This window comes from Nocardia sp. NPDC004260 (assembly GCF_053603155.1).
Window position 1 is genome coordinate 15,714 of the sequence record NZ_JBSGEZ010000080.1, and the last position, 13,690, is coordinate 29,403.

Below are 13,690 nucleotides of genomic sequence, written 5' to 3' on the forward strand. Positions count from 1 at the left end.
TACGGTGCGACGCTGCGCCCGCGCGGGACGACGTTCCCGCCCGCTGTGAAGGAGAACCGGTGATCGTGACGAGTTTCCGCGGCGACGGCGGGCGGCTCACCGCGCTCGCGACGCCGATCGCGCTGACCCAGCTCGCCCAGATCGCGGTATCCACCACGAACATCGCGCTGATGGGCACGCTCGGCGTGCGGCAGGTGGCCGCGGGCGGCCTGGCGATCGTGCTGTTCAACCAGATCCGCACCATGTGCGTCGGTTTGATCACCGGCAGCGGCAACCAGATCGCCACCGCCGTGAGCGCGGCGGGCAAACGCGGCGAATCGCCGGATCCGGAGATCCGCGACCTGCTGCGCGCGAGCTTCGCGATCGCCACGATCGCCGGGTTGCTCGGCGGTGCGGTGCTGATCGGGCTCGGCTGGGTGCTGCCCTGGCTCGGACAGGACCCGGGAGTGCTCGCCGACGCCCGCCCGCTGATGGTGGCGCTCGCGCCGGGCCTGCTGCCGTGCCTGTGGTTCCAGGTGCTGCGCCAGTACACGGTCGGCATGCAGCGCCCGCAGGCGCTGCTGCTGGTGACGCTCGGCTCGGTGGCGCTGAATCTGCTGTTGGCGCTCGGCTTCATCCACGGCAAGGGCGGCCTGCCCGAACTCGGGCTCACCGGTATCGGTGTCGCGACCTCGCTGGTCTTCCTGATCACCTTCGGCGTGTTCTGGGTGATGGTGCGGCGCGACGAGGAACTCGGCCGCAGCCTGCCCGGCACGCCGCTGCCGGTGCGGATCACCACCGTGCGCGCCGAGCTGCGACTGGGTACGCCGATCGCGCTGACCTACGGCTCCGAGGCCGGCATGTTCTCGGTGCTCGCGCTGGTCATGGGCAGCATCGGCCCGGCGGCGCTGGCCGCGCACAACGTCGTCTACCAGATCATCTACATCGTGTTCCAGGTGGCGATCGGTCTCTCGCACGGTGCGTCGATCCTGGTCAGCCACGCGGTCGCGCGCGACGAGCACGCGCACGCCCGTGCACTGGCCTGGCTGGCGCTGCGGCACGCCGCGGTGATCGCCGCGGTGACGGGCGCGGTGTACGTGATGGCCCCCGATCTGGTGCTGCGCCTCTTCCTGGACTCCTCGGACGCCGACACCATCCAGGTCGCGCACACCCTGCTGCTGATCGGCATCGTGCTGCAATTCTTCGACGCCGCCCAGAACATCGGCACCGGCCTGCTCCGCGGGCTCCAGGCGACCAACGCGGGCTTCCGGCTCTCCCTGATCGGCTACTGGGGCGTCGGCCTGCCCGTCGCCCTGCTGCTGGCCTATCCGGCCGGGCTCGGTGCCGCGGGCGTCTGGTGGGGACTCACCGCGGGCCTGGCCACCACCGCGATCCTCATGCTGCGCAGCTACTTCGCGTTGCTCGATGAGAAGGACCGCGCCCGGCCGCATCTGCTTTCAGGGACCCTCACGACCCAGAGCTGATCGGTTCGCGCTCCGGGCACCTCCGGGTCGGCGGACGGCTCTCGCGATCGCCGAAGCCGCATCGACCGGGCAACCGGCCGCACGACAAGATCGGCTCCACTGGTCCGACGTGGTCCACGACGGACGCCTACCTCGCTCCGGGGCTGCCCCGGCACGCCACTCGCGGTGCCGAAGGGCGGCCTCGGAGCCGCTAGCCCAGCCCGGGAAGGAATGCCTCGAAACCGCACGCGCGGAGCGCCGAAAGGTGCTGTCCGAACCCGGTCGGCGCAAGTTCCGATTGCCGAAGCCCGGTGCGGGCGCTGCCCCGCGACGGGCCGTCGAGCGGGTACGCGGCGGGTTCTCTCGACAACGACCGTGGCGGAGGGTGCGTCGCGTAGCGTTGAAAACGTCGTCGGCCGGGCTGGGATGACGTGCGCGGCCCGGGATCGGGAGGTGCCGGATGCTGAGCGTGTTCTCCTCGCCGGGGCACTACGTGCAGGGCCGGGACGCCACCGCCGCGCTCGGGGCGGAGATGACCCGCCTCGGCATCGGCGGGCCGGTGCTCATCGTGGCGGGCTCCAGCGCTTTCCGGCTGCTGGCAAGCACCTGGGAGCGCTCGCTGACGGACGCGAAGATCGCCTATTCGATCCATCTGTCCGGTGGTGAATGCAGCCGAGCCGAGATCGCCCGGATCGCCCACGCCGTCGAGGAATCCGGCAGCACGGTCGTCCTCGGGGCGGGGGGCGGCAAGGTGCTCGACGCGGCCCGCGCGGTCGCCGACGACCTCGAGCTGCCGATGATCAGTTGCCCGAGCACCGCCTCCAGCGACGCACCGTGCAGCGCGTTGTCGGTGATCTACACCGACGCGGGCGAGTTCGAGGCGTATCAGCTCGTGCGGCGGAATCCGGCGCTGGTGCTGGTGGACACCTCGGTCATCGCGCGGGCCCCGGCTCGGCTGCTCGCCGCGGGCATGGGCGATGCCCTGGCGACCTGGTTCGAGGCGCGCACGTGCAGCGCCGCCCAGGTGCGCAACATGCGCGGCGGCGCCTCCACTCGCAGCGCCACCGCCCTGGCCGAACTCTGCTATCGCACTTTGCTCGCCGACGGCGCGCAGGCGCTGACCGCCGTCCGCACCCGCAGCGTCACACCGGCGCTGGAGCGCGTCGTCGAGGCCAACACCTTGCTGTCCGGACTCGGCTTCGAATCGTCCGGGCTGGCCGCGGCGCACGCCGTGCACAACGGTCTCACCGCCGCCGCGCGAACGCGCCCGTTCCTGCACGGCGAGAAAGTCGCGTTCGGCACCCTCACCCAATTGGTGCTCGAGGGTGCGCCCGCGTCCGAGATCGGCACGGTGCTCGATTTCTGCGCCGAGGTGGGTTTGCCGACCACGCTGGCCGCCCTCGGGCTGCCCGATGCCGACGACGAGACACTGGCGGCCATCGCACAGCGGGCGACCGCTCCGGGCGAGACGATCCACAATGAACCCTTCACGGTGGATGCCGCGATGGTCGTGGACGCCCTGCGCACCGCCGACGCCCTCGGTCGGTGACCAATCCCACACCCACCCGCGTTCACCCAGCGTCCGACACCGAAACCTCACCTTCCCGCAAGCGAGTCTTCACCAACCACCGGGAAACCTGTCCGTAACCGGCGCTATCGTGGCGACGGAGCCAAGCCAATGGCGGGCAAACCGCCAGGAGGGATTCGGTCCGGTGTCCATCACCAGAGTCGCGGAGTATCCGCGTCCGGATCACGTGTTGTTTCACTTCAGCGACACACATCTCATCGCGGGCGACGACCCCCTGTACGGCGATGTCGACGCCGATCTGCGGTTACGGCAACTGCTGGACCAGGCCGTGGCGAGCCGGATCCGGCCGACCGCGATCGTGTTCAGCGGCGACCTCACCGACCGGGGCGAGCCCGCCGCGTACGCCAAGCTGAAGTCGATCGTCGAACCATTCGCCAGAAGTTTGCAGGCGCCCATCGTGTGGGTCACCGGCAACCACGACGACCGCGCCGCCCTCCGCGCCCGCCTGCTGCACGAGTACCCCACCACTTCCCCGCTGGACCGGGTGCATCTGATCGACGGATTGCGCATCGTCGCCCTGGACACCTCGGTGCCCGGCCACCACCACGGGGAGATCTCCGACGACCAGCTGGAGTGGCTGCGCTCGGTCCTGGCCGAGCCCGCGCCCTTCGGCACCATCTTGGCCATGCACCACCCGCCGGTGCCGTGCGTGATCGACCTCGCCGTCACCGTGGAACTACGGGATCAGCGCCGACTGGCCGATGTGCTGGACGGCACCGACGTGCGCGCCATCCTCGCCGGGCACCTGCACTTCTCCACCAGCGCCACGTTCGCGGGCATCCCCGTCTCGGTGGCGTCGGCCACCTGCTACAGCCAGGATCTCGGTGTGGCGCAGGGTGGCCTGCGCGGCCGGGACGGCGCGCAGGCCTTCAACTACGTGCACATCTATCCGGACACCGTGGTGCACTCGGTGGTGCCCATCGAGGGCGGTCGCACGGTGGGCGCTCCCGCCACGCCGGAGGAGGCGCGGCAACGGCTGACGGAGGAGGGCATCGTGATCCCGCCCGCCGCGCGCATCCCGCACGTCATGCGGCGCCCTGCGTCGACTCCGGAAGCGGATGACGAGGCGGTGTACTGAGCCGTTCCCACGGCGCCGGCTCGGGGTAGTAGCGGGCCAGGAACTCCGAGACGATCCGCACCCGGTCGGACTCGGCGACCTCGGGGAAACTGCCGTCGTTGAGGCAGAAGAAGTCGACGTCGCGATGACGCGCCAGCCCGTCCAGCAAAGCCAGACCGTGGTAGCTGGTCGTGTCGACGTACCGCACCTTCGCCGACTCCTGCGGCACCGCGCGCCCGGTCAGCATGGCGTAGTAGTGATACAGCGAATTGGTGACCGAGATGTCGGTGGCCGCCCGGAACCGGCTCGCGCTCGTGCGCGCGAAGTCCGCGGCGAACTCCTCCTCCATCTCCATGAGCACGCTGCGTCGCAATGGCGCGGGCGTGTGCTCCAGGTGCCGCGTGATGACATAACCGAAGCGCTCCGCCAGCAGCGCCCGATTCACCCGGGCGGCGTTCTCGAAACCGCTGCGCCGCTCGTTGTTGCGTCCGGGCCCGATCCTGGTGTCCGCTTCGATGAATCGGCTCACGCCCCCCGGCGTGAAGAACATCGACGGACGCACCGGACGTGCGAAGAACATGTCGTCATTGGAGTACAGGAAGTGCTCGCTGAGCCCGTCGATGTGCTGCAACTGGCATTCCACCGCGTGCGAATTGAACACCGGCAAGCCGCTGACATCCCGGAAGTGGTCCGCCGCAGGCACCACGGTCACCTTCGGATGCGCGGTCAGCCACTCCGGCGGCGTGGAGTCGGTCGCGATGAAGATCCTGCGGATCCACGGCGCGTTCTTGTGCACCGACCGCAGGGCGTACCTCAACTCGTCGATCTGACGGATCCTGGCGTCCGCGTCGTCGCCCTCGCCGACCACGACCTGAGCGAGCATCCCGGCCCGGCGGGCGCGGAACTCCGGATCGGAGCCGTCCACCCAGGAGAACACCAGGTCGATATCGAACCCGACGTCACCGGTCTGCGGCGCGAACATGTCCGTCAGCGTGGGCCAGGTCCGGTCGAACAGCCGCACCTGCGTGCGCTGGACGTCGGCGAGGTCGAAGACCGGGCGGGTCAGCGCGTTCGGGCGCGGGCAGGTCACCGTGTCGCCGTGGTATTCCCACAGTTCCAGCTCGACATGGTGCGCCGGGTCGTGGTCGCGCCCGAGCCGGAAGACGTTGCGCTGCAATTCGACACAGGAGAACCCCGCCGACATCGCCGCGGCGGTCACCCGGCGCACCATCAGACGCTGCGCCGCGTCGGCCGCGAGCACGAGCCGGTGCCCGCTGTCGCGCACCAGCAGGAACGGCACCTCCGCGGCGGCCAGTTCCGCGCGCAGGTAGCCGAGATCCTCGATCATCGCGGCGGACACGGCGAGATTGCTCGCGATGGCCCGCGTGACCATTTCCACCGCCCCCGAATCCACTGCTCCCCTGTCCGTCATGACTGCCTCCACTTCCGTCGAACCACCGGTCTGAAGATTGCGTCCGGGGCACCGCGCCGAGCAGCGATCCGTCGATGCCGGGGCATCGACGTGCGAGGACCGCGCGCCTGGCGCGGTGACATTCAGAAGTGGGGAAGGGTGCCGAAGCGGGGGTACGAATTGATCACCCGGTATATAGACGACTGGTAGACCATTTCGTTTCACCTCACTCACGGCCGGACGCGCATGGCGTCATGGATGGAAGCGCTGCACTCGTGCGGGAACGATCGAAGGGCACGGGTGGCAGCCGCACGCCGGACAGTCATCGGCCGGCTGGAAAAGTGGTCTGCCCAGGAAACTCCGGGCACCTCTACGAATGATGCAACGCGCTCGACATTCCGTCAATCGGTGCAGCTGAACCGCCCCTGCCCGTGCGCCGCCCACGGCAGTGGCACACACTGGGCAATATAATTAGGATAGGCTCACCATATCATGAGAGGAAGGGTTGTGCCGGTGCGCGTCGTCATTCTGTTCGGATCCGAGATGGGCACCGCGGAGTCCGCGGCGGACACCATCGCCGCGGAGCTGCGCGGGGCGCACGACGTCTCGGTGCACGACATGACGGACTTCGACCTCGCGGATCTGGACGTCCGCGACTTCCACGTCGTCGTGTGCTCGACCTAAGGCGACGGCGAGCTGCCGACCGGCGCCGAACCCTTCGCCGACGCGCTCGACCGCGACACGCCGGATCTGCACGGGTTGCGTTTCGCCGTCTTCGGGCTCGGCGACATCGTGTACGGCGACACGTTCAACCGCGGCGGCGAGATCATCGCCGAGAAACTCGCCGCGCGCGGCGCCGTGCAGGTGGGCGAGCACGCGCGACACGACGCGTCGACAGAGGTCCGCGTGCGGGACATGGCCAGGGAGTGGGCCGCCGCGCTCGACATTCCCGCGCTGATCTCGGCCTGACCGGCGCCGGGTACGCGCCGCCGGTCACCGAAGCGCGGTCCGGACAAAGCGCCCAGCGCCAGCGCGCAAGGGGCACAGCGCCTTAGACTGCTATCAAGCGCGGTACAGCCCGCCGCGCTCGACGATCCATGAGGTGACGAAGATGGCAGCCGGAGCGAGCCCCGCCCAGCGTCAGCACAACTCGACAGATCATCCCGAGCTGGACGCGCTTCCGGAATGGCCGCTGGAGACGATCGGTGTGCTGGTGACCACCGACCCTGTACCGCATGCGATTCCGGTGTCCTGGCCGGTGCGGGCCGGTGACCGGCGCATCCTGATCAGCCTCAAGCAAGATCGCGGTTCGCTGGCGCGGTTGCGCGAACATCCCGAGGTGGCCCTGCTGATCCTCGGTGGGGGCAACGTGGCGATGTGCGCCAGGGGCACCGCGCACGTGGTCGCCGAGCAGATGCCCGACGCCGCCGACTACGTCGCCGTCCGCATCGACGTCGACGTGATCGACGACCATCGCCAGTCGGCCTTCGCGGTCGTGCAAGGCATCCAGCGCACGGTGCTCGACGACGAGAGCGAGTTGCGCGCGCTGAAGGGCCGGGTCGACACCCTGAGATCCTGGGCAGACCACCAGAACTAGATCGGCCCGGCGTTCCCGGGAGCAGAGAAAGAGGCGGCACCGGCCGTGCCGCGCGGAAGGGGATCATGAGCGTCACTCTGGCCAAAGGCGGCAATGTCTCGCTGTCGAAGCAGGCCGCGAATCTCACCAAGGTGTCGGTGGGGCTCGGCTGGGACGTGCGCACCACCACCGGCGCCGACTACGACCTCGACGCCAGCGCGCTCGCCTGCGGACCGAATCTGAAAGTGCTGTCCGATCAGCATTTCGTCTTCTACAACAACCTGCGCTCGCCCGATGGATCCATCGAGCACACCGGCGACAACCTCACCGGCGCGGGCGAGGGCGACGACGAGGTGATCAACATCGACCTCACCGCCACGCCGCCGAACATCACCAACATCTTCTTCCCGGTGTCCATCCACGACGCCGACGCCCGCGGCCAGTCGTTCGGCCAGATCCGCAACGCCTTCATCCGCGTCGTCGACGCCGCCACCGGCGTCGAACTGGCCCGCTACGACCTCACCGAAGACGCCTCCACCGAAACGGCCATGATCTTCGGCGAGCTCTACCGCCACAACAACGAGTGGAAGTTCCGCGCCATCGGCCAGGGCTACGCCTCCGGGCTCGCGGGCATCGCCCGGGACTACGGGGTCAACGTCTGACGGTTGGATTCGAGTTCGCCGCGCCGGTCTTTCGGCCTCGTGCTCCATCGGCATCGAGAGCCGGAGGACCCGCGCGGCACGTTTCACCTCCGGTCGAACTCACGGAAACCGCTTCGCGATCGCCGCGCGACTCGAAGGGGTACAGATTCCCGTCAGGAACGAAATCGATCAGCACTGGCCCCTCCCTACGAAGACGGCTACCTCCGGTGCACCCGAGCGCGCGGTCGCCTCCCCCGAGATGTCCGACGATTTCAGCTCAGGCTGTCGGCCGAGTGGAATGACACGGCACGCGGAATCACCCGCAACAGACCGGGTCGTCGCAGGGGTCGCCCACTTCGCTGCCGTAGGCGACGAAGTGCTGGATGGGTATCAGGATTCGTTCGGCGGTGTGGGCGTCGAGGGGCGGTGCGGACCGGTCGCTGGGGCGGCCCCACGTTGGCGGGGTGTCATCGATGTCCAGGCGCGGTGCGCCGTCGACGAACAGTGTCCACAGCGGGTGGTCGGGGAAGCCGTTGATGCGCAAGACCCACCACTGGCCGTCGATGTGGGCGGCGACGGGGAATCTGCCGTTCCCGGTCGACTGCCATTGCGGTCGTGCGTTCACCAGTTCGGGGTACCGCATTCTTTCAGTGTCCCCTGAATCGGACGGCCGCGCGGATAGCACCACGTTCGGGGCGGGGATCCCTACCCGGTTCCCTCCGGCCAGAAGGCGTGCCAATCCTCGGCGGTGAGCGGAAGACGTTCGCCCCGTTCCTTTTCCGCGCTATCCTCCGCCGCGCGGATGTCGGCGGCGAAGGTGAGCGTCGCTTTGCGGAGGCGTTCTTCGGCGCTTTCCGGGCCACCGAGGTGCACGACGCGCAGGGCTTCCGGAACGAGGGCGGGTGGCAGGCCCGCTTTGGTGCTGCGGGAGATGATCTTCTCGGCGAGGGCCAACGCGGGCTGGGCCATGGCTATGCCATCCAGGCAGGAGCGGCGGGACTTCTCGGCGGATTTGCGTTCTTCCCAGGCGCGTTCCTGGGCGGCGATCTTCTCGGCCACCGAGGCGCCGGGATCGATCGCGGAGTCCACCAGGTGCGGGCTGCGGTTGACCAGTTTGGCGACCAGCGCGGCGGCGACGTCGTCGACGGTGAATTCGCCTGCGGCTTCGGCGATCCGGGAGTGGAAGAGCACTTGCAGCAGCAGGTCGCCGAGTTCCTCCTTGATCGTCTCGGCATCCTCGTGCTGGATGGCGTCGAGCAGTTCGTAGGTCTCCTCGAGCAGATAGGGGCGCAGCGAGTCGTGGGTCTGGGTGACCTCCCACCCACCGAAATGCCAGAGGCGGTCCATGACCTCGACCGCCCCGGCCAGCCCCGCCGCGACCACCGCGGTGTCCGTGCGCGGTGTCGCCTCCCCGTCGCGCTCCACGCCGTGAACCGCACGATGGCGGGCGGCCCGCAGAACGGACTCGTCGCGTGTCGAGCTCATCGCGACGCCATCTCGGCGGCGACGGTGAGGTCGACCGCTCCCTGCGCCTTCCCGTCCAACGCCAGCAACAGATCGGCGACGAATTGCAGCAGCACGACATCGCGGACGCGCTCGGCCCCGACACTGTCCTGCACGCGCGGCAGCGGAAGCTGCACCACCCCGGACGCGGCGCGGTACCCCGCGCTCGGGTAGAGCCGCTTGAGGCGCATCTGCTTGGAATCGGGCAGGTGCAGCGGCGAGATCTTCAACGTCGTCCCGGTGACCGCGATCTCGGTGACCTCGTACTCGCGGGCGAGCAGGCGCAGCTTGGCCACCGACACCAGACGCCCGACCTCCACCGGCAACGGTCCGTACCGGTCGACGAGTTCATCCACGACCTGCGCGAGCACCGAATCTTCCTGCGCGGCAGCGAGTTTGCGGTATGCCTCCAGGCGCAGCCGGTCACTGGCGATGTAATCCGGCGGGATGTGCGCGTCGACGGGCAGGTCGATGCGCACCTCCTTGACCTCCTCGGTGGTGATCGGCTTGCCGTCCGCGGCGGCGCGATACGCCTCGACGGCCTCCCCGACCAGCCGCACGTAGAGATCGAAGCCGACGCCTGCGACATGGCCGGACTGTTCGGCGCCGAGCACGTTGCCCGCGCCGCGGATCTCCAGGTCCTTCATCGCGACCGCCATGCCCGCGCCGAGATCGGAGTTCTGCGAGATGGTGGCCAGTCGGTCGTAGGCCGTCTCGGTGAGCGGCTTCTCCGGCTGGTAGAGGAAGTAGGCGTAGCCGCGTTCCCGGCTGCGCCCGACCCGGCCGCGCAGCTGATGCAACTGCGAAAGGCCCAGTGTGTCGGCGCGTTCCACGATCAGGGTGTTGGCGTTCGAGATGTCCAGACCGGTCTCGATGATCGTCGTGCACACCAGCACGTCGTATTCGCGCTGCCAGAAGCCCTGCACGGTGGACTCCAGCGCGTCCTCGTTCATCTGGCCGTGCGCGACCGCCACCCGCGCTTCGGGCACCAGATCGCGAATCCGCTTGGCGGCCTTGTCGATCGACGACACCCGGTTGTGCACGTAGAACACTTGGCCGTCGCGCAGCAACTCGCGCCGGATCGCGGCGGTGACCTGCTTGTCGTTGTAGGCGCCCACGTAGGTGAGCACCGGGTGGCGCTCCTCCGGCGGGGTGAGGATGGTCGACATCTCACGGATGCCCGCCAGGCTCATCTCCAGGGTGCGCGGAATCGGGGTGGCCGACATGGTGAGCACGTCGACGTGCGTGCGCAGCGCCTTGATGTGCTCTTTGTGCTCGACACCGAATCGCTGTTCCTCGTCGACCACCACGAGGCCGAGGTCCTTCCAGCGCACGCCGGTCTGCAACAGCCGGTGCGTGCCCACCACGATGTCTACGCCGCCGTCGGCCATTCCCTCCAGCACCGCGCGGGCCTCGGCCGGATCGGTGAAGCGGGACAGCCCTTTCACGGTGATCGGGAAACCCGCGACGCGCTCGGTGAAGGTCTGCAAATGCTGCTGCGCGAGCAGCGTGGTCGGCACCAGCACGACGACCTGTTTGCCGTCCTGCACCGCCTTGAACGCCGCGCGCACCGCGATCTCGGTCTTGCCGTAGCCGACGTCGCCGCAGACTACGCGGTCCATCGGGACGGCCTTCTCCATGTCCGATTTCACCTCGGCGATGGCGGTCATCTGGTCGACGGTCTCGGTGAACGCGAACGCGTCCTCCATCTCCTTCTGCCACGGCGTGTCCGGTCCGAACGCGTGACCGGGCGCCGCCTGGCGGGCGGCGTACAACTGCACCAGCTCGCCGGCAATCTCGCGAACCGCTTTGCGCGCCTTGCGTTTGGTGTTGGCCCAGTCCGAGCCGCCGAGCTTGGACAGGCTGGGCATCTCGCCGCCGACGTAGCGGGAGAGCTGATCGAGCGACTCCATCGGCACGAACAGCCGGTCACCGGGCTGGCCGCGTTTGCTCGGCGCGTACTCGATCACGAGATACTCGCGGCGCGCGCCGCCGACGGTGCGCTCGATCATCTCGACGAACTTGCCGATGCCGTGCTGGTCGTGCACCACCATGTCGCCCGCGCTCAACGCGAGCGGGTCGACCTGGTTGCGCCGTTTGGCGGGCATCCGCTTGCCCTCGGTCGGCGCGGTGACCCGGTTGCCGGTGAGGTCGGACTCGGCGACGACCACCAGACCGGCGCCCTCGAAGATCAAGCCGTCGTGCAGCGAGCCGCACAGCACGCCCACCACGCCCTCGTTCGGCTCCGCGCCCGCCTCCAGCGCCGCGGCGGGGACCTCCGCGTCCGCGAGCCGTTCCAGGATGCGCTGCGCGGTGCCGTGGCCCGCGACGACCACCACGGCCCTGCCGCCGGTGAGCACGTGGGCGCGCAACGAGGCGAACATGGTCGCCACCAGTTCGTCGGACCCGCGCGCGGCCGGGCCGGGCAGCACCGGCAGCACGACCTCGGAGGAATCCCCAGAGGCGAGCGGGCTCAGCGTCCACCAGGGCAGGCCCTGCCGGTCGGCGCTGGCCTGGATCTCGGGCAGCGGGCGGTAGGCGGAGGCGGCCAGGTCGAGTCCGTGTCCGCCGAGCGGCGCGGCGCCGCCGAACGAGGCCGCGGTCCAGGATGCCTCCAGGAATTCCTCGCCGGTGCGTACCAGGTCGGCCGCGCGGGTGCGGATCTTCTCCGGATCGCACAGCAGTACGTGGGTTCCCTCCGGCAGCACCTCGGTGAGCAGGCACAACTCCCCCGGTTGCAGCACCGGCAACAGCGCTTCCATGCCCTCGACCGGGATGCCCTGCGCGAGTTTCTCCAGCATCTCCACCAGCGCCGCGTCGGCCGCGTTGGCGGCGGCGACCTCGGCCGCCCGCTCGCGCACCTCGGGGGTGAGCAGCAGTTCCCGGCACGGCGGCGCGACCACGACGTCCACCGCGACGTCCGGCAGCGAGCGCTGGTCGGCGACGGAGAACGGCCGCAGTTCGGTGACCTCGTCACCCCAGAATTCCACGCGCACCGGATGGTCGGCGGTGGGCGGGAAGACGTCCAGGATGCCGCCGCGCACCGCGAACTCGCCGCGCTTACCCACCATGTCGACCCGGGTGTAAGCGAATTCCACCAGACGCGTGAGCAATTCGTCGAAGTCCAGCTCGGCGCCGACGCGCAGCACGATCGGCTCGATGTCGCCGAGCCCGCCCGCCATCGGCTGCATCAGCGACCGCACCGTGGTCACCACCACGCGCAGCGGCGCGGGGAAATGCGGGTCGTCGGGGTGGGCGATCCGGCGCAGCACCTCCAGCCTGCGCCCCACCGTGTCGGCGCCCGGCGAGAGCCGCTCGTGCGGAAGCGTCTCCCAGGACGGGAACTGCGCGACCGTGGGACCGAGCATCTCCACGAGTTCGACACTCAGGTCGTCTGCCTCCCGCCCCGTGGCCGTGACCACCACCAACGGCCGCTCGGCGGCCAACCGCGACGCGACGAACGGCCGCACCGCCGACGGCGCGACCAGCTCGACCGACGATGTGCCGATCAGCTCCGCGACGGTCCGTAGCGAGGAATCGGCACCGGCCGCGGCGGCCAGTCCCGCCAACGGGGGGCGGTGGGTGGACATCGACAACTCCTGAGCGCAGGCGACACGTTTCGAGCGGCCAACCGAGTCTAGTTAAGCGGGCATCTCGTTTTTGCAGCGCCCGCGCCGCCACGAGGCGACTGCCGCCCCGCCCGGTACCAGAGCGCCCATCCGCGATCCATTTCGTCGCCGATACGGCCGCCAACCCGAACACGCTCCGGCTCCTCCCGGCAAGAAGCGAGCCACACCGAGAAGGGCCTGGCGGAAGCCGTCAGCATGATCCGCGGCTACCTCATCCGGCGGAACAAGCACACCACCGACGAGCACCTAGGTCAGGCCATAGCCAGGGCGAATGTCGCCCGACCCACACTGCGGGGCCCTTCACCAGAGGTGCGGGAAACTCTCCGGACGTCATCGAAACCGTCGAGTGCCCGCCCGTCCACGGCTGATGGATCCACCTCGGCACGCGCCGCCAAGGAGCGCCAACGCAACGGACTCATCGCTGAGCCGCCCGAACCGCCGAGCGGCATGCCCCAGGCACAGCGCGGCCAGCCCGAGCAGCGGGCTGCCCGACATCCGCCGTTCGCGGCCCGGCTCGCGTTTCCACAACCGCAGCGCACGCGACGAAAGAGCAGCCCGAGCCGCCAGCCAGCCACTACACCCGTGCACCGCGCAGCAAGCTTCCACACCAACGCACCCAGCGCACCGCAACCCCGTCTTTCGAGCGAAGCGAGACCGAGCATGCGCCGTTCGCGGCCCGGCTCGCGTGTGCGCGACCGCAGCGCACACGAGGAAAGAGCAGCCCGAGCCGCCAGCCAGCCACTACACGCGTGCACCGCGCAGCAAGCTTCCACACCAACGCACCCAGCGCACCGCAACCCCGTCTTTCGAGCGAAGCGAGACCGAGCATGCGCCGTTCGCGGC

At 69.3% G+C, this 13,690-nt stretch carries 9 protein-coding genes and 1 pseudogene; 6 read left to right on the plus strand and 4 right to left on the minus strand.

Annotation, left to right across the window (positions count from 1 at the left end; all coding sequences use genetic code 11):
- The first annotated feature begins 59 nt into the window (after window positions 1–59).
- From ACWEO7_RS32160 to ACWEO7_RS32170, 3 genes are all read left to right on the plus strand, one after another.
- Window positions 60–1,463, plus strand: a complete 1,404-nt coding sequence (locus ACWEO7_RS32160) for an MATE family efflux transporter (protein WP_452428811.1) — start codon at window positions 60–62, stop codon at window positions 1,461–1,463.
- Between the two features lie 439 nt (window positions 1,464–1,902).
- Window positions 1,903–2,991 (plus strand): glycerol dehydrogenase, encoded by a 1,089-nt coding sequence (locus ACWEO7_RS32165; RefSeq protein ID WP_452428813.1) that lies wholly within the window; start codon window positions 1,903–1,905, stop codon window positions 2,989–2,991.
- A gap of 163 nt (window positions 2,992–3,154) precedes the next feature.
- Entirely contained in the window at window positions 3,155–4,108 is a 954-nt protein-coding gene (locus ACWEO7_RS32170) for a phosphodiesterase (protein WP_452428815.1), read from the plus strand.
- Here the strand turns inward: ACWEO7_RS32170 and ACWEO7_RS32175 are convergent.
- Entirely contained in the window at window positions 4,056–5,519 is a 1,464-nt protein-coding gene (locus ACWEO7_RS32175) for a stealth family protein (RefSeq protein ID WP_452428816.1), read from the minus strand. The genes ACWEO7_RS32170 and ACWEO7_RS32175 overlap by 53 nt on opposite strands.
- 492 nt (window positions 5,520–6,011) lie before the next feature.
- Here ACWEO7_RS32175 and ACWEO7_RS32180 point away from each other — a divergent pair.
- The 3 genes and pseudogenes from ACWEO7_RS32180 (at window position 6,012) to ACWEO7_RS32190 (ending at window position 7,736) form a co-directional block, all read left to right on the plus strand.
- A pseudogene (locus tag ACWEO7_RS32180) lies at window positions 6,012–6,467 on the plus strand (flavodoxin domain-containing protein).
- A gap of 142 nt (window positions 6,468–6,609) precedes the next feature.
- Window positions 6,610–7,095: a hypothetical protein gene (locus tag ACWEO7_RS32185; RefSeq protein WP_452428817.1), complete on the plus strand. Its 486-nt coding sequence runs from the start codon at window positions 6,610–6,612 to the stop codon at window positions 7,093–7,095.
- A gap of 65 nt (window positions 7,096–7,160) precedes the next feature.
- Window positions 7,161–7,736: a TerD family protein gene (locus ACWEO7_RS32190; RefSeq protein ID WP_355074495.1), complete on the plus strand. Its 576-nt coding sequence runs from the start codon at window positions 7,161–7,163 to the stop codon at window positions 7,734–7,736.
- Between the two features lie 295 nt (window positions 7,737–8,031).
- Here the strand turns inward: ACWEO7_RS32190 and ACWEO7_RS32195 are convergent, their stop codons facing one another.
- The 3 genes from ACWEO7_RS32195 to mfd form a co-directional block, all read right to left on the minus strand.
- A complete protein-coding gene (locus tag ACWEO7_RS32195) occupies window positions 8,032–8,358 on the minus strand; it encodes a hypothetical protein (RefSeq protein WP_452428819.1) in 327 nt (108 codons plus the stop codon).
- A 62-nt stretch (window positions 8,359–8,420) separates the two neighbouring features.
- Complete coding sequence (locus ACWEO7_RS32200) at window positions 8,421–9,062, minus strand: MazG family protein (protein ID WP_452428824.1); 642 nt, start codon at window positions 9,060–9,062, stop codon at window positions 8,421–8,423.
- 134 nt (window positions 9,063–9,196) lie between these two features.
- Window positions 9,197–12,808: a transcription-repair coupling factor gene (mfd, locus tag ACWEO7_RS32205; RefSeq protein WP_452428820.1), complete on the minus strand. Its 3,612-nt coding sequence runs from the start codon at window positions 12,806–12,808 to the stop codon at window positions 9,197–9,199.
- Window positions 12,809–13,690: the final 882 nt, after the last annotated feature.

Bases quoted from the DNA above. Each gene is read 5' to 3' on its own strand.
- ACWEO7_RS32165 (WP_452428813.1), top strand. From the start codon at position 1,903: ATGCTGAGCGTGTTCTCCTCGCCGGGGCACTACGTGCAGGGCCGGGAC.
- ACWEO7_RS32175 (WP_452428816.1), bottom strand. From the start codon at position 5,519: ATGACGGACAGGGGAGCAGTGGATTCGGGGGCGGTGGAAATGGTCACG.
- ACWEO7_RS32185 (WP_452428817.1), top strand. From the start codon at position 6,610: ATGGCAGCCGGAGCGAGCCCCGCCCAGCGTCAGCACAACTCGACAGAT.
- ACWEO7_RS32190 (WP_355074495.1), top strand. From the start codon at position 7,161: ATGAGCGTCACTCTGGCCAAAGGCGGCAATGTCTCGCTGTCGAAGCAG.
- ACWEO7_RS32195 (WP_452428819.1), bottom strand. From the start codon at position 8,358: ATGCGGTACCCCGAACTGGTGAACGCACGACCGCAATGGCAGTCGACC.
- ACWEO7_RS32200 (WP_452428824.1), bottom strand. From the start codon at position 9,062: ATGGACCGCCTCTGGCATTTCGGTGGGTGGGAGGTCACCCAGACCCAC.
- mfd (WP_452428820.1), bottom strand. From the start codon at position 12,808: ATGTCCACCCACCGCCCCCCGTTGGCGGGACTGGCCGCCGCGGCCGGT.